The sequence below is a fragment of the Mycobacterium sp. NGS69 genome (genome assembly GCF_059812165.1).
Genome location: NZ_JCALCD010000001.1, coordinates 303,166 through 318,665, shown reverse-complemented (window position 1 = coordinate 318,665; position 15,500 = coordinate 303,166). Strand labels below are relative to the sequence as shown.

Below are 15,500 nucleotides of genomic sequence, written 5' to 3'. Positions count from 1 at the left end.
CCGAATTCCCTACTGTCCGAGCAATCTTCGCTTCTGGGCCTCGTACTCGGCGGCGCTGAGGACGCCGCGATCGCGCAGATCCATGAGTCCGGTGAGCCGGTCCACCGGACTGCGGGCCTGCTCCGCCAGCCACTGCTCGCGCATCGCGAAAGTCGCCTGCTGCGCGGCGTTTTGGGCCTCGGCGGACAGGTCCAGGACGACCTTGCGCTGATCCGAGGGGTCGTAGAGCACCGGCACGACCGCATTGAGCCAGGGCCGCTGGCTTTGCCACAGCCAGGCCTCGATTTCGGCGTCGAACGCGGGCGCCCCGTCGGGCTGCACCCTGACCGTCATTGTCCAAAGATCCGGAGTCGCTTGGGTGGGTGGGGTCTGATAGAACGGATCGTTGCTCTTGTAGAGCCCAGACATAGCCCGGCGCGTGGCCAGCACCGTCGCCATTGCCGCCTTTCCGCGCTGGCGTAGCTTTCGCTCCAGCCGCCGGCTACCGATACCGAACACGCATCCTCCGCTCCGAACGGATAGAGCCTACGGCAGACGCGCGGCGAGACTCAGCGGCTGCTGTTAGCATGCTGCCCTACACGAGAAGAGAGGCGGCGTGGCCGTGCGTTGGTTGCGGGGGTCGGGCCTGTTCGGTGCAGTCGTCATTGTCGCGACGGCATTGGCGAACCCGGTGTGGGCAAATCCGGGCGTCGAGCCGGGCATCAAGGTCGAGGACGAAAACAGCGCGTGCACAGCAGGTTTCGCTGCTCAGGGCGCCGACGGTAGCTATTACCTGATGACCAGTGGGCACTGCGACGCGCACGACGGCTCGGCGTGGACCTATGGGGACAACGTGCCGCTCGGCCGGATCACGGCCAGCGAGCACGAAGCCGACACGAAGGACGCCGCGATCATCCGGCTCAATCCGAGCGTCGGTGCGCCCACGGGTCACGTCGGCGGCAAGTATGTGGTCCGGGACGTGTTGAGCGCCAACCAGATTCAGGTCGGCATGCCATTCTGCAAGATCGGCGCGGTAACCGGCGAGACGTGTGGCGCGGTCAAAGACGTCGAGGGCGACGTCGTCGAAGCCAGCGTTTACAGCCTCAACGGCGACAGCGGCAGTCCCGGCTTCGTGACGAACCCGGACGGCACCGCCAGCGCCGTCGGCCTTTTGATGTCGTCACCCGACGGCGACGATTACACGACCTACTTCGCGCTCGTGGATCCGCTGCTGGGCAGGTGGGGCTTGCGCGTACTGCCCTGACCCGCCTGAGAATCGACGTTTGCAATCGGTTGGGCACGGGTATCTCGCTCGGCGGCGCTCGTTCATCGGAGCCTGTCAACGAAAAGGTAGCGAACCAGCGACACCAAGGAGATCAGTAGTGAAGCGTGGGATCGTGGTCGGGGTAGCGGGCGTGGCCGTGGCGGTCGCGGCGTGCGCCGGCTGTTCGAGCAACAAGTCCAGCACGGGAGCATCATCGAGTTCCGCGCCGGCGGCGGCCGGCCCCCAGGTCATCGTCGACGGCCAGAACCAGAACGTCAGCGGCCAGGTCACCTGCAACTCGGCCAACGGTGTCACCACCATAGGCATCGGCGACCCGACGGCCGGGGTCGGTGCGGTGGTCAGCAACGACAATCCGCCGATCGTGCATTCGGTCGGGCTGGGCAGCGTCAACGGCATTGCGCTCGGTTTTTCCGACGCCGCCCCCAACCAGGCCAGCAATGCAGGGGCCGCGGTAAACGGCAAGTCCTACGCCATCAAGGGCACCGCGACCGGCACCGATATGAGCAATCCGCAGCAGCCGCAGCAGGTGACCAAGCCATTCGAACTCGACGTGACCTGCCCGTAGCGCAGGCGATCGACACCCAAAGGGGACGCACCTTATGTCTATAAAACGTATCGTCAGCGCGGCGGCGGTCGTGGCGGGGCTCAGCATCTCCGCCCTGAACCCCGGGTTCGCCAGCTCCGCGCCGCTGGACCCTCCGCCACCGTGCCCGAATTGCCACGGCGGTGGTGGCGGCGGCGGAGCGACGCAGGCCCCGCAGAACCCGCCGCAGACGCACGCACCGAGCACCCAAGCCACCCAGCCGCCGGCCAGCCAGACCACGCAGCCGCCGGCCAGCCAGACCACGCAGCCGCCGGCCACCCAATCCACTCAGCCGCCGGCGACGGAGACCACCCAGCCGCCGACCGCCCCAAGCACGCAGCCGTCGTTGACACGCGGCAGCGAGCCGCCGAGCTCGCAGACCACCCAGCCGGGCGGGCAAACGACGTCGCCGAGCGCACAAACCACTGCACCGGCGAACGGACAGACCACTGCGCCGTCCAGCCCGGCGGCGCGCCCGGCGCTCAACCCGCCGAGCACCCAGCCTCCCCACCCGGCCTACGTCCCGCGCCGCGACCTGGTCACGGCCAGCGCGGAAATCGGCGGCCCCGCGGGTGATGCCCAATTCAGTGTCGTGGGTCGCGGCGCGCCGCCGCCGCCGCCGGCGCGCGGGTGGGGCTGGAACGACGGCCCGGCCCCGCACCACGCCCCGCCCGGCTGGTATGGCCCCCCGCCTCCCGGCGGCTGGGACGGCCCGCCGCCTCCGGGTGGATGGAACCGCCCCTGGGCCGGCCCGCCGCGCGACGTGGCCTACGCCCGGTCCGACTTCGGCCCGTTCGAGTACAACACCTTCACCGTCTTCCCCGTATTCAACTGGTATTACGGCGGCTGGGGTTACTGGTTCTTCGGCGTCTGGGTCCCGCTGTACTGACGCCCTCGCAGCCCGCAGGGACAGCTGAGAAGCCGCCCCGGCCCGCGCCGGGGCGGCTTTTTTCGTTGCTGACCTTTCCCCGCGACTCGTGTAGGCGTAGAGGCATGGACGCGACGGAAACAGGGTTCGTCAGGCTCGGTCGCGACGGCGGCGCGCTCACCATCGAGTTGATCAACTCCAAGACGCTGAACATCGTCGGCACCGGCGCCATGGAGGAACTGACGCGGGCGTTCGACACCGTCGGCCACGACGGCGACGTGCGGGTCGTCGTGTTGCGCGGAGCCGGGGAGAAGGCGTTCATCGGGGGCGCCGACATCAACGAGATGGTCGCGCTCGACCGGTCCAGCGCGGAGGTGTTCATCCGGCGGCTCGCGGGGCTGTGCGAGACGATTCGCGACTGCCCTGTCCCCGTCATCGCGCGGCTCGCAGGATTCTGCCTCGGCGGTGGCCTGGAGGTCGCGGCGGCCTGCGATCTGCGAATCGCGGAACCGGGCGCCAAGTTCGGAATGCCGGAGGTGGCGGTCGGCATCCCGTCGGTCATCCACGCCGCGTTGATCCCGAGGCTGATCGGAGCCTCGCACGCGGCCTGGCTGCTGCTCACGGGTGAGACGATCGACGCCGCCACGGCCGCCGCCTGGGGCCTGGTGCACGAGGTCGTCGCGGCCGACGCGCTCGACGCCCGCATCGCCGAGCTCAGCGCCAGGCTCGGCGGCTTCGGCCCACAGGCGGTCCGGCAACAAAAGCGCCTCCTCAACTCCTGGCTCGACACGACCGTTCACGGCGCCATCGAGGACAGCATCGAGCAGTTCGGCCTGGCGTTCCTGACCGGGGAGCCGGAACATCACATGCGGGCGTTCCTCGCGCGCAAGAAGAAGTCGTAATCACGCGTTTGCGTTACCGCGAGCGTGCAACTGCCGACACGTCCACTCGGGAAACGCGTCGCTAGTTGCACTTTCGCGTGACGCTGATTGGTCGAAACCGGCCACATCTTCGCGCGTCGCGCTCCATGATGGCTAGTACTCATCACCAAACCGGGGGGGTTAGGCGAATGTCATCTGTGTTCGTGGTGCCGGAAATCTTGGAGACGGCCGCGGCCGATGTGGAGCGCATCGGTTCGGCCGTGACGGCCGGCAACCTGGCGGCGGCTATCCCGACGACCGAGCTGGCGGCGGCGGGCGCCGACGAGGTGTCGGCGGGCATCGTGGCGCTGTTCGGCGCGCACGCCCAGCAGTATCAGGCCGCGGCGGCGCAGGCGACGAATTACTACGAGCAGTTCGTGCGCACGTTGAGCGCAGCGGCCGCGTCGTATACGGCCACCGAGGCGGCGTCCGCCGCGAGCCTTCCCGGCGAGCTGCAGACGTTCCTCGACGCTCCGCTCAACACGATCACCGGGGCCTGGGCCACCAGCCCGTTCGGGAGCGCGATCGACCAGGCGCTGTTCGGCACGGGCGGCAACCAGCAGTCGATAGTCATCGACTTCGTGCGGCACGGGCAGTCAGTTGGCAACGCGGCCAACCTGATTGACACGGCCGTACCCGGATTGCCCCTCACGCCGCTGGGCGTGCAGCAGGCGACGGTCATCGGCACCGCGCTCGGGCCGCAAAGCAACTTCGCCGGGGTTTTCGAGTCGCAGCTGACCCGGGTGCAGCAGACCGCCTTCTACGCCGGCATGACCAACGTGCCGGTATTGGCCGGGCTCAACGAGATCAGTGCCGGCGTCTTCGACGGCGCGCCGGACATCAGCCCGCAGGGCCTGCTGTATCTGGTCGCCCCGCTCGCGTGGACGCTCGGATTCCCTATAGTGCCGATGCTTGCCCCCGGCTCGGCCCACATCAACGGGATCGTTTTCGACCAGGGCTTCAACAACGCGGTGCAGACCATGTATGGCACCGCCATCACGAACCCCGTCGTGAACCCCGCGAACGGCCAGATCACCGACGTCGGGTTCTCGAGCGAGTTTGCGATCGAGGTCGGCACGCTGATGAACGTCAACAATCCCGATCCGTTGCTGATGCTCACCCACCCGCTGCCCAACACCGGCGTCGTCGTGGTGCAGGGCAGTCCGCAGGGTGGCTGGACGATGACCAGTTGGGACGGCATACCCGTCGGCCCGCCGACCCTGCCGACCAAGCTGTTCGTCGACGTGCGCGGCCTGATCACGGCGCCGCAATTCGCCGCCTGGAACAGTTTGGCGTCGCTTGGCACCGGTGACCCGACGGCGATCGTCGGCGCGGTGCAAAACGGCGTCGACGAGGTCGCGGCGGCGACGGTCCACTTCCCAGTGGCGGTGACCCGCGACCTGATCCACGCCGTCACCAACACCAGTGTCAGCGGGCTGACGACCGAGCTGAGCGGCTTGCTCTAGTTACCGCGGCGGCTTATCCAGACGGCGATGCCGACGACAGCCGCCAGGACCGCAACGGCCATCAGAACCCGGCGTGGTTGCGCGCTGCCGGTCGCCCGAGCGGCGGAATGCTTTACCGGCGTTGACTTCTCAGCATCGGGGGCAGAGAGATCATTGGTTTCTTGGTTGCTCGACTGCCCGAAGTCGGCGGGTTGAGGTGGGTTCGTTTGAGAGCTCGACTCGTGCGTACGTGCCGCCGCGGCGGGGGGTATTCCGGTGACCGCGTCGGGGGGCGGCGGTGGGCGCCGATCGCGGTCGCGCCCCCGCCGTCGCGGCGCCCAGACCTCGTCGCCCAACTCGTCGGGAATCAGCCACATCAGCAGCGCGAGGTTGAGCACCGCCAGTACCCCGTGCCACAAGATGTCGGCGGCGTGGAATCCCATCGGCGTGGGGATCCTGCGCGCCGTGGCGACGCTGCTGAAGAACAACAACATCGTGTAGCCCAGCGCGCTCAGCGCGGTGACGGTCACCGCCGCGCGGCGATTGCCGACGGCGGCGATGGCCACGATCCCGAAGGCGAGCAGCAGGCCGCTGTGCGCCGGGGTCGACGTCAGGCCGAGAACCGGGGCACCGGTGGGCCCGGCGTGCGGATGCAGGGCGGCCGATACCAGAGCGGCAATGCCGAACGCGCTCACCGCAGCGCCCTCGGCCAGCAGGAACCAACGCCCGCTGTGGAAGCGCCCCGGATCCATCGGCACCCGGCGCCAACCCGACGTCAACCCGGGAACGTGCCCCGCGGTAACCGGCATCGCGCAACCTCCAGGCCGAACAAACCCCTTGCCATTGGCTACCCGCTGCCGGCCGGACTACTCCGGTGGGTTTTCACGCCGGCCTAAGGATTGAGCACCCGTTCCCAGATCGTCGCCAGCGTGTCGACGAGCGCCCGCATATCCGTATCGGGCCGCGAGTGCGGTCGCGGGGGTGGTCGGTCTGATCTACGTGACGGCCACCGGGCTCGAGGCATTGCACGGCACCGACCTTCTGGGTGCGGTGCCGGTGGACATGCGCGACCGCGTCGTTCAGCCGTTGCTGGCCGGGCTCGCCGGCATCAGCTTGCTGCCGGGAAGCGCCGCTCGCAGGAGACGATCTCGGATCGCTGACGGCCGGCTTGGTTGCTGGGCGGTTTGGGTATGTATGCGATGAGATCGGCGCACGCCCGGACTGTGTCGTTCACGAAGGAGGCATCATGTTGCACAGCATCGTCCTTGCGGCGGCACAATAGCCCGAGGCCGCGGGCATCATCCTCAGGGGGATCAAAGGCATCTTCGTCGCGATCGGAAGCATCATCGCCGCCATCGTGTGCGCCGTGATCGCCGGCATGAAGGGTCGCAGCGCGATCGTCTGGGGCATTCTCGGACTGTTCTTCTCGATCCTGACGCTGATCGTCGTGATCGTCATTCCGTCGAAGAAGTCTTGATCACCGCGTCACGAAATGCTTCGGTCTACCAACCCCACTCGTCCTCGTCCAACACATCTACGGTGAGTGAGTTGTCCGCAGTGCCCTGCGTCCCGTAGAGGAAGGTGAGCAGAGTCCGGTCGTCTTCGAGGGGTTCGGTCGCGACGACGGTGGCGTGCCCGATCTTCATGCGGATCCTGTCTCCGGGCTTCAATTCGTCGACACGCCTAAGGGGCACGCTCAACCATAAATGCCAGTGACTCTGCCAATGCCCCAACCGCCTCTGGTCGGCGCGCGCTGTCGTTGAGGTTGACGATTCGCCGGGCCGCCACCTCGGCGCAACCGAACGACACGACCGTGCTGGCTCGCACCTCGGCCGGCTTGAGTCGGTGCGGAGTTCCGACGGCATCACCTCGTCGTAGAATCGGCATGGCTCATCGAGCCGGCCCCGGCCGCGTTAGCTCAGTTGGTAGAGCGTCGCTCTTGTAAAGCGGATGTCGAGAGTTCGAGTCTCTCACGCGGCTCCATTCTTGTGTCGGCACTGACCGATAGCGTCGTCTTATGTCAATGAGTCGTCTCGGGTGCGGAGTCGTTCTCGAAGGCCGTCGACTAAAGGTGTTCTGCACCAATGCATGCCAACAGTCGCACCGTCGACGCTTGCTCTTGGAGTCCTGGCTCGACACTGGGAGGCCGGGTAAACCAGGGTGCCAGCCTAAGGGTTACTCGTCGCTCTCGATGATGCGCGTTGAGCGCACCGGCCGCGACGACGGACGCCGCCGGCCGGGCAGCGGAATCCGGTCGGCGATGTTGCTGAGTGGGTTGACCACCATGGTGAGCCCGATGACGGCGTCCTGCAGGGTGGCGATCGCCGGCTCCAGCGCCTCCATCCCCGGGGTCAGCCGGGCCAGGGTGTCGGCGACGTCGGCGAGCTGTTCCAGCGGACCGTTCCTGGCGGTCAGCTTGTCGATCAGCCCACCCTCGGCGAGCAGCCGGTCCGCGAGGCCGTCCTCGGACAGCACCCGCTCGACCAACCCATCTTCGTCGAGCAACTGATCGGCCAGCCCGCCGGGCTGCAGCGCGCGCTGCAGCGCCCCGCCCTCGGCGGTCAGCCGGTCCAGCACGCCGCCCTCCGACGTCAGCATGTCGACCACCCCACCGGGTCGCAGCAGGCGGTCCAGCGGCCCGTCCGTCGCCACGGCGCGTCCCAGCGGCGCATCCTCGTCCAGTAGTCGGGCCAGTCGGTTGGCGCGCACGATCGCCTCGTCGATTCCGAGCATCGAAGCCATCGCGTTGGTCCCGGAGTCCCCGACGTCGCCCAGCGCGCGCTTCGCCACCCCCACCGCCGCGGTGGCGACGTTCAAGCCCGCATCGGCCGCGGCCAGCCCAACCCGCGCGGGGGCCGTCGCAAGCGACACGATTCCCTTGGCGAAGTTCATGCCTCCAGAGTCTATTCGTGAGACCCCTGCGCGCCCCCAGCCGTTCCAAGCTCATACGATGATTCTTTGCAGCCTGTTAGCAGACGACTGGCATCGAGCTTTCAGGAATCACACAATAATCGGAAAGGCAACGTTCAAACAAAGGACAGACGTGACCTCATGACAGCGCCCAGCCCAAGCGGATCCAAACCGGAAGCTCGCGTCCTCGTGATCGACGACGAGGCCAACATCGTCGAACTGCTCTCCGTCAGCCTCAAGTTCCAGGGGTTCGAGGTATACACCGCGACCAACGGCGCGCAGGCCCTGGATCGCGCGCGTGACGCGCGACCCGACGCGGTGATCCTCGACGTGATGATGCCGGGCATGGACGGCTTCGGGGTGCTGCGGCGGCTGCGCGCGGACGGCATCGACGCCCCGGCGCTGTTCTTGACCGCCCGCGACTCCCTGCAGGACAAGATCGCGGGCCTGACCCTGGGCGGCGACGACTACGTGACGAAGCCGTTCAGCCTCGAGGAGGTTGTCGCCCGGCTGCGGGTCATCCTGCGGCGCGCCGGCAAGGGCGGGGCCGAACCGCGCAACGCCCGCCTGAGTTTCGCCGATATCGAACTCGACGAGGAGACCCACGAGGTGTGGAAAGCCGGCGAACCGGTGTCGCTGTCGCCCACCGAGTTCACCCTGCTGCGCTACTTCGTCATCAACGCGGGCACCGTGCTGAGCAAGCCGAAGATCCTCGACCACGTCTGGCGCTACGACTTCGGCGGCGACGTGAACGTCGTCGAGTCCTACGTGTCGTACCTGCGCCGCAAGATCGACACGGGGGAGAAGCGGCTGCTGCACACCCTGCGCGGCGTGGGCTACGTGCTGCGGGAGCCGCGCTGAGCGGCGAGCGGTAGCGAGGAAGATGGGCATGCCCGACAAGATTCGACGCGGATTGCCTCTGCGGGTGGGGCTGGTGGCCGCCACCCTGCTCCTGGTGGCCTGCGGTCTGGCCGTCTCCGGTCTGGCCGTCACCTCGATCCTGCGGCACAGCCTCATCAGCCGGATCGACCAGAACCTGCTCGACGCGTCCCGCAGCTGGGCGCAGGCCCCCCGGCGGCAGTCGCCACCACCCTACGAAGGTCCCGACCCCGGGCGGCCGCCGTCGAAGTTCTACGTGCGCGGCATCGGCACCGACGGGACCCCGTTCACCGCCATCAACGACCGCAACGCCGAACCGGCGCTGCCGCCCGACAACGACGTGGGCCCCAATCCGACGACGCTGCCCTCGGTCAACGGCTCGGACATCCAATGGCGTGCGGTGTCGGTGCGCGGGCCGCACGGCCTGACGACGGTCGCGGTCGACCTGTCCGACGTGCAGCACACGCTGAGCTCTCTGGTCTGGCTGCAGATCGGCATCGGGGTGGCGGTGCTGGCCGTCGTCGGGATCGCCAGCTTCGCGGTGGTGCACCGCAGCCTGCGGCCACTGACCGAGGTCGAGCACACCGCCGCCGACATCGCCGCGGGCCAGCTGGATCGCCGCGTCCCGGAACGCGATCCCCGAACCGAGGTGGGGCGACTTTCGTTGGCGCTCAACGGAATGCTCACCCAGATCCAGCAAGCGATGGCCTCATCGGAGTCGTCGGCCGAGAAGGCCCGCGGTTCCGAGGAACGGATGCGGCGTTTCATCACCGACGCCAGCCACGAGCTGCGCACGCCGCTGACCACCATCCGCGGCTTCGCGGAACTGTATCGCCAGGGCGCCGCGCGTGATGTGTCCATGCTGTTGTCGCGCATCGAAAGCGAGGCCAGCCGGATGGGCCTGCTGGTCGACGACCTGCTGCTGCTGGCCCGCCTGGACGTGCAGCGACCGCTGGAGCACAACCGCGTCGATCTGCTGGCGCTGGCCAGCGACGCCGTGCACGACGCGCAGGCGATCGATCCCAAGCGCGCCATCACCATGGAGGTCCTGGACGGGCCCGGCACCCCGGAGGTGCTCGGAGATGAGCCCCGCATTCGCCAGGTGCTGAGCAACCTCGTGGCCAACGCCCTGCAGCACACCCCGCCCAGCGCCGACGTCACCGTTCGCGTCGGCACCGCGGGCCACAACGCGGTGCTCGAAGTGGCCGACGAGGGTCCGGGCATGAATCAGCAGGACGCGTCGCGGGTTTTCGAGCGGTTCTACCGCACCGACTCGTCGCGGGCGCGGGCCAGCGGTGGCACGGGCCTTGGGTTGTCGATCGTCGACTCGTTGGTGCGCGCGCACGGCGGCGACGTCACGGTGACGACCTCACCCGGCGAGGGGTGTTGCTTCCGCGTCACGCTGCCCCGCGTCAGCGACGTATCGGCGCCGGAGCCGGCTCACGCCAGCTGAGCCAGCGCCGCCTTGATCTTGGCTTGGGCCGCATCGAGGGATTCCGCTGACGGGTTGCGGTCCACGTTGGCGAAACCGAAGTCGCTCAGGCTGCGGGTGGGGAAGACGTGGACGTGCAAATGGGGGACCTCCAGCCCGGCGATGATCATCCCGGCACGCTCGACCCTGAACGCCTTGCACAGGGCCCTGCCGATCAGCTGGCTCACCGCCATGACACGGGAGAACACCGCACCGTCGACGTCCTGCCACTGATCGATCTCGGCCCGGGGCACCACCAGGGTGTGGCCCTGCGTCATGGGCTCGATCGTCAGGAACGCGACGATGTCGTCGTCCTCGTAGACGAAACGGCCGGGGAGTTCACGGTTGATGATCTTGGTGAAGATCGACGCCATGGCCCCCAGCATAGGTACGCCGATCGACCGATGAGTTTCGCGGGTGCGGACGGTCAACCCTGCGACGACCCACGACCCCAAAGGAGTCCCGCCATGTCACAGGTGCGCGTGCACAATTTCTCGGTGTCCCTCGACGGTTTCGGCACTGGGATCGGACAACGCGCGGACGCGCCGTTCGGGCACGCCGGCGGCCGGCTGCACGAGTGGTTCTTCGCCACCCACACCTTCCGCGCGATGCACGGCGAGCCGGGCGGGACGACGGGCATCGACGACGCCATGGCGCGCGCTTGGGCGCCCGGGATCGGCGCCGAAATCATGGGGCGCAACAAGTTCGAGCCATGGGACGCCGGCGACGGATGGCAGGGCTGGTGGGGCGCCGAACCGCCGTTTCACACACCGGTCTTCGTGCTTACCCACCACCCCCGGCCGCCGATCGAGATGGACGGAGGCACCACCTTCCACTTCATCGACGCGGGCCCTGCGGAATCCCTCGAGATCGCCCGAAAAGCCGCCGGTGGACTCGACATTCGCCTCGGTGGGGGGCCGTCGACAATCCGCCAATTCCTTGCCGCGGACCTCGTCGACCAGCTGCACGTCGCGGTGGTGCCCATCATCCTGGGGCGCGGAGAGCCGTTGTGGCAGGGACTGGAGGGCCTCGAGCAACGGTTCGCGGTGGAGGCGGTGACCGGCCCCAGCGGGGTCACGCATCTGAGCTTTACCCGGCGCTAGGCAACCGCGTCTGCCACGCCGTCTCGAAGCCGAATCGTTAGCGCACCGTTGCTATTTCGTTCCGCAGCGTCGGGAAAATCACTGTACGCAATTCACGGGAGGAGACCTCTGTGCGGTTTCCCGTGGCATTGCTGGCCGCTTGCGCCGTCGCCATGGCCCCGGCCCTCGCCTTCGGCGTGGCGCCGTCCGTGCGGGCGGCCGCCGCGTTCGGGCCGTTGGCGCCGCCCAACCCGTTCATGGCTCCGCTGGGGCTCGCGTCGCTGCACAACGACTCCGAATCATCCGACGCCGGACCGATTCCCGGCCCGGGCGCCCACCTTGTCCCTATCTTCGGCTACCCGCTGCTGGCGGCGTGCCCGACGATCATGCAGGGCACCGACGGGCTGGTGTTGGCGCTGTGCACCACCGACATCGGCCAGACCCCGATGGTCGTCCTGATCGATCCGGGTGGCTGGGTCCCTGTCTTCGTCCCGTTGGCCAAGCTGCACGTCGCCAAGGGGGGCCTGCTCGGCGGCGTCTACGCATACCTCGACAACAACAACCAGGTGGTGATGATCGACGGCACCAACCACCTGTTGCGCATCGCCCACGTCAAGGACGCGGCGCTGGGCTGCTGGAAGCTGGTCGTCACCGAGTCCACCGACCTGTCCGGCGCGATACCCGCCGGCGACAACTCGGTGGGCCTGGTCCCCGACTATGCGGGCAACGTCTGGTTCGCCACCGGCAACGGCGTTGTGGGCGTATCGAAGCCGGGCGGCGGCGTCGCCACCGTGCAGCTGCCCGCCGGCGAGCAGGTGGCGAACAGCATCTCGTCGGCGCCCAGCGGGCGCGTCGCGGTGGCCACCACCTTCGCGGTCTACGAACTAAACCTCGACATAGCGGGAAACCCGCAAATCCTTTGGCGCGCAGCGTATGACCGCGGCCCGGCCCGCAAGCCCGGCCAGCTGAGCTGGGGGACGGGCTCCACCCCGGTGTACTTCGGCCCCACCAGCGGAGCCGACTACCTGACCATCGTCGACAACGCCAGCCCCCAGGTGCACGCGCTGGTCTACCAGTCCGGCACCGGCCAATTGATCTGCCAGCAACCGGTTTTGACGCTGGGCGGCCCGGGCAGCGAGAACGCGCCGATCGGGGTCGGCAATTCGGTGTTCGTGTCGAGCACCTACGGCTACCCCTACCCGGCGGTCCCTGCGGGAGCGCCCCCGGCCGTTCCGCCGACGGCGCCGTTTGCCGGCGGCATGACCCGGGTCGACGTCGACAACCCCGGCTGTCATACGGTGTGGGAGAACAAGGTTCGCAGCGCGGCGCTACCGCACTTGTCGATCGCGGACGGCCTGCTCTACACCATCACGCGGATCGGGTGCGACCAGACCACGCCGCTCGACCTGTTCGCCTATGGTGTGGTCGACGCGGGCAGGGGGGCGCTGCTCTGGCAGCAGCCGAAGTCGCTCACGATCCTCAGCGATCCGCTGCAGACCCCGACGATGGTGCTGATGGACGGCAAGGCCATGCAGGGCAACCTCACCGGGCTGGGGCGCATCGGGTGAGTGGCGTTGGTCGACACTCGGCGGCTCGGATTCGGCTCAGTCCTCCTTGCCAAACTTCATCATGTCGAGGTTCCAGTAGCCGCGCATGTTGCTGATCAGGCCCGCGCCGTTGACCTTGTAGGTGAACACCCCGCGCACCGTGCTGGTGAACCCGCCCTCGAACTTGCTGTGCAGCACCAGGATATGGGCGATCTCGTCGGGCGAACTCGACGGGAAAGTCTCCTCGCAGGTGATGGTCAGCTGGTTGGCCGCGATGTTGTTGTCGTAGAAGGCCGCGACACCCTCCTTGCCCTTGACGCCTTCGCCGTCGGGGTTGGTGACCGACTTGCCGATCGGATCCTCGACGACGACGTCGTCGGCCATCAGCGCCAGCCAGCCCTCCCGGTCGTGGGCTTGCACGCAGCGCCACGAGGATTGCGATGCGGCCAGAGCCGGGGAGGCCTGAGATTGCGCGGTTTCGGTCATGCTGTTCTCCTTCTCTAGATTGCGCACGCGGCGCGTGCGCCTTCCTCGGTGGCTTTGCGGATGAGGCCGAGGCCGGTGCAGTCGCCGGCGGCGTGCACCTCGGCGCCGGGCAGGGCGGCGACCAGGGTGTCGAACAGGGCGGTGTCGGGCTCGACCGTCCCGGCGACGACCACGCTGTCGGCGGCCAGCTGCCGGGTGGCGCCGCCGGCGGGCGCAAACACCACGGCCTGCGTCGTGATCCGTTCGACGGCCGCGCGGACGTGCACGGTGACGCCGAGCCGGTCGAGGCGATCCATGTGCTCGGTCTTGCGTTTGTTGCCCACCTCGGGGGCGATGTCCTTGCCCGCCTCGAGAATTGACACCAACCTGCCGCGGGCGGCGAGGAACTCGGCGAGTTCGAGGGCGACCAGGTCGCCGCCGATGATGGTCACCCGCCGGCCCAACGGCATCCACGCGCGGCTCGCCAGACGGAACGCCGCGGGGTGCACCAGCCGCTGTCGCCGGCCGGCGAACAGCCGGCCATCGAGCAACTCGCGCAACCCGGGCCCGGTGTGCACGTGCGGCAGTCCGGCGCCCGGAATGGTTGGCACCGCGACGTGGCCGCCGGTGGCCACCACCACGGCGTCGGGAGTTTGCGCGGCCACCTCGCCGGCGGAAACGCTTCGTCCCAACCGGACTTTGACGGTGCTCGCCTTGATCTCGTCGCGCAGGTATCGCAGGAACGGCTGATTCTCCGGATGCAGCACCGATGCCCAGCGCAATGCCCCGCCGAGTTGGCCGGCGCGCTCGAAGAGCGTGACGCGGTGGCCGCGTTCGGCGGCCACGCGGGCGGCCTCCAGGCCGGCCGGCCCGCCGCCGATCACCACCACGCGCTTGGCGCGGTCGGCGCGCGGCGCGGCCAGCTCCCGCTCCTTGCCGGTGCGGGGATTGACGGCGCAGTCGACGGAGAAGCGTTGTTCCATTGCGTCGATGCAGTTTTCGCACGAGATGCACTTGCGGATGCGATTCGTCCGGCCGGATCGCAGCTTGCCGGGCAGGTCGGGGTCGGCCAGCAGTGGACGGCCCATCGCGATGAAATCGGCGCGGCCCTCGGCCAGGATGCGTTCGGCCCGCACCGGGTCGTGGATGCGGCCCACGGCGATCACCGGCACGTCGACCACCTGCTTGACCGCGGCCGCGGCGCCCACGTTGAGCTCGTCGCCGTCGTCGGCGCCGTTGACCATCCCGGTGACGAGCCGGTCGATCACGCCGCCGCTGACGTGGAACGCGCTCACGCCGGCGGCGACGAGTTCGGTGGCCAGCCGCGCGGTTTCGTAGATCGGCCGCCCTCCCGCGACCCGCTCGTAGCCGGAGATGCGCAGCGTGATCGGCAGTGCGTCGCCGACCTCCGAGCGGATCGCGGCCAGTGCCTCCAGCACCACCCGCACCCGGCCGCGCGCCGAGTCGCCCCGGTAGTCGTCGGTGCGCCGGTTGCGTTGTGGGGCAAGGAAAGACCCCAGCAGCATGTAGCCGTGCGCGGCGTGCAACTCGATGCCGTCATAACCGGCCTCTACGGCGCGGCGCGCCGCGGCCTTGAACAGATCGAACACCTCGCAAAGCTGCCGCTTGCTGATCTCGGCCGATGGCCGCCCGGTGAGGTAGGAGGGGATCACCGAGGGGCCCAACGAGGTGACACCGAAGATCTCCGGCCCCAGCCCGTCGGGCCCGGCGTGCACGATCTGGGGCTGGATCTTGGCGCCGTGTTCGTGCACCACCTCGACCAACGCCCGGTGCGCCGCGACGGCGTCGTCGGTCGCCAGGTGCAGGCCCCCGGGCGTCTCGGGGTGCTGGTGGTCGACCCCGGTGGCGCCCAACGTGATCAGGCCGACCCCGCCCTTGGCGCGCGCGGCGAAGTAGTCGCGGGTGCGCTGTGACGGCAGCCCGTCCGGGGTGCCGTACATCGTCTCCATGGGAGACATGACCACCCGGTTGCGCATCACCATGGCGCCGATTCGTCCCGGCGCCAACAGGTGTGGGAAGCCGGTGCTCACCGGCGATTCTGCGGT

The 15,500-nt window shown here is 68.5% G+C and carries 17 protein-coding genes and 1 tRNA gene; 11 read left to right on the top strand and 7 right to left on the bottom strand.

Annotated elements, in window-relative coordinates; translation table 11 throughout:
* Positions 1-9: 9 nt before the first annotated feature.
* Positions 10-333: an SHOCT domain-containing protein gene (locus AC5Y2S_RS01700; RefSeq protein WP_499953400.1), complete on the bottom strand. Its 324-nt coding sequence runs from the start codon at positions 331-333 to the stop codon at positions 10-12.
* Between the two features lie 262 nt (positions 334-595).
* Between AC5Y2S_RS01700 and AC5Y2S_RS01695 the strand changes: the two genes are divergently transcribed.
* From AC5Y2S_RS01695 to AC5Y2S_RS01675, 5 genes are all read left to right on the top strand, one after another.
* On the top strand, positions 596-1,243 hold the full coding sequence (locus tag AC5Y2S_RS01695) for a S1 family peptidase (RefSeq protein ID WP_499953398.1): 648 nt from the start codon (positions 596-598) through the stop codon (positions 1,241-1,243).
* Positions 1,244-1,361: 118 nt separating this feature from the next.
* Entirely contained in the window at positions 1,362-1,829 is a 468-nt protein-coding gene (locus AC5Y2S_RS01690; RefSeq protein ID WP_499953397.1) for a lipoprotein LpqH, read from the top strand.
* 34 nt (positions 1,830-1,863) lie between these two features.
* Complete coding sequence (locus AC5Y2S_RS01685) at positions 1,864-2,736, top strand: MAP_0585 family protein (RefSeq protein ID WP_499953395.1); 873 nt, start codon at positions 1,864-1,866, stop codon at positions 2,734-2,736.
* Positions 2,737-2,840: 104 nt separating this feature from the next.
* The gene (locus AC5Y2S_RS01680) at positions 2,841-3,617 is read left to right on the top strand and encodes an enoyl-CoA hydratase (protein WP_499953394.1); all 777 of its coding nucleotides are present in this window, start codon (positions 2,841-2,843) and stop codon (positions 3,615-3,617) included.
* A 167-nt stretch (positions 3,618-3,784) separates the two neighbouring features.
* The gene (locus AC5Y2S_RS01675) at positions 3,785-5,101 is read left to right on the top strand and encodes a PE domain-containing protein (protein WP_499953393.1); all 1,317 of its coding nucleotides are present in this window, start codon (positions 3,785-3,787) and stop codon (positions 5,099-5,101) included.
* Here AC5Y2S_RS01675 and AC5Y2S_RS01670 read toward each other — a convergent pair.
* Entirely contained in the window at positions 5,098-5,889 is a 792-nt protein-coding gene (locus AC5Y2S_RS01670) for a DUF4383 domain-containing protein (protein ID WP_499953391.1), read from the bottom strand. The two genes, AC5Y2S_RS01675 and AC5Y2S_RS01670, sit on opposite strands and share 4 nt — an antisense overlap.
* Before the next feature lie 172 nt (positions 5,890-6,061).
* Between AC5Y2S_RS01670 and AC5Y2S_RS01665 the strand changes: the two genes are divergently transcribed.
* Positions 6,062-6,283 carry a hypothetical protein gene (locus AC5Y2S_RS01665; protein ID WP_499953390.1) on the top strand — a complete coding sequence of 74 codons (222 nt, stop codon included), beginning with the start codon at positions 6,062-6,064 and terminating at the stop codon, positions 6,281-6,283.
* 299 nt (positions 6,284-6,582) lie between these two features.
* On the opposite strand, the gene AC5Y2S_RS01660 is transcribed toward AC5Y2S_RS01665, so the two are convergent.
* Positions 6,583-6,726, bottom strand: coding sequence for a hypothetical protein (locus AC5Y2S_RS01660; RefSeq protein ID WP_499953389.1), 144 nt, complete (start codon positions 6,724-6,726; stop codon positions 6,583-6,585).
* 261 nt (positions 6,727-6,987) lie between these two features.
* Here AC5Y2S_RS01660 and AC5Y2S_RS01655 point away from each other — a divergent pair.
* Positions 6,988-7,063 (top strand) — tRNA-Thr (locus AC5Y2S_RS01655).
* A gap of 192 nt (positions 7,064-7,255) precedes the next feature.
* Here AC5Y2S_RS01655 and AC5Y2S_RS01650 read toward each other — a convergent pair.
* Positions 7,256-7,972, bottom strand: a complete 717-nt coding sequence (locus AC5Y2S_RS01650; protein ID WP_499953387.1) for a hypothetical protein — start codon at positions 7,970-7,972, stop codon at positions 7,256-7,258.
* Positions 7,973-8,131: 159 nt separating this feature from the next.
* Between AC5Y2S_RS01650 and AC5Y2S_RS01645 the strand changes: the two genes are divergently transcribed.
* Together AC5Y2S_RS01645 and AC5Y2S_RS01640 are read left to right on the top strand one after the other, a co-directional pair.
* Positions 8,132-8,851, top strand: coding sequence for a response regulator transcription factor (locus AC5Y2S_RS01645; RefSeq protein ID WP_499903725.1), 720 nt, complete (start codon positions 8,132-8,134; stop codon positions 8,849-8,851).
* A gap of 28 nt (positions 8,852-8,879) precedes the next feature.
* Complete coding sequence (locus AC5Y2S_RS01640; RefSeq protein ID WP_499953386.1) at positions 8,880-10,322, top strand: sensor histidine kinase; 1,443 nt, start codon at positions 8,880-8,882, stop codon at positions 10,320-10,322.
* Here the strand turns inward: AC5Y2S_RS01640 and AC5Y2S_RS01635 are convergent.
* Positions 10,310-10,714 carry an HIT family protein gene (locus tag AC5Y2S_RS01635; RefSeq protein ID WP_499903723.1) on the bottom strand — a complete coding sequence of 135 codons (405 nt, stop codon included), beginning with the start codon at positions 10,712-10,714 and terminating at the stop codon, positions 10,310-10,312. The two genes, AC5Y2S_RS01640 and AC5Y2S_RS01635, sit on opposite strands and share 13 nt — an antisense overlap.
* A gap of 93 nt (positions 10,715-10,807) precedes the next feature.
* Between AC5Y2S_RS01635 and AC5Y2S_RS01630 the strand changes: the two genes are divergently transcribed.
* Both AC5Y2S_RS01630 and AC5Y2S_RS01625 read left to right on the top strand, forming a co-directional pair.
* Positions 10,808-11,443, top strand: coding sequence for a dihydrofolate reductase family protein (locus AC5Y2S_RS01630; RefSeq protein WP_499953384.1), 636 nt, complete (start codon positions 10,808-10,810; stop codon positions 11,441-11,443).
* A gap of 152 nt (positions 11,444-11,595) precedes the next feature.
* Positions 11,596-12,990, top strand: a complete 1,395-nt coding sequence (locus AC5Y2S_RS01625) for a hypothetical protein (protein ID WP_499954316.1) — start codon at positions 11,596-11,598, stop codon at positions 12,988-12,990.
* Between the two features lie 36 nt (positions 12,991-13,026).
* Here AC5Y2S_RS01625 and AC5Y2S_RS01620 read toward each other — a convergent pair whose 3' ends face one another.
* Both AC5Y2S_RS01620 and AC5Y2S_RS01615 read right to left on the bottom strand, forming a co-directional pair.
* Positions 13,027-13,455, bottom strand: coding sequence for a ketosteroid isomerase family protein (locus AC5Y2S_RS01620; protein ID WP_499953382.1), 429 nt, complete (start codon positions 13,453-13,455; stop codon positions 13,027-13,029).
* Positions 13,456-13,469: 14 nt separating this feature from the next.
* Positions 13,470-15,485 (bottom strand): oxidoreductase, encoded by a 2,016-nt coding sequence (locus tag AC5Y2S_RS01615; RefSeq protein ID WP_499953381.1) that lies wholly within the window; start codon positions 15,483-15,485, stop codon positions 13,470-13,472.
* Positions 15,486-15,500: the final 15 nt, after the last annotated feature.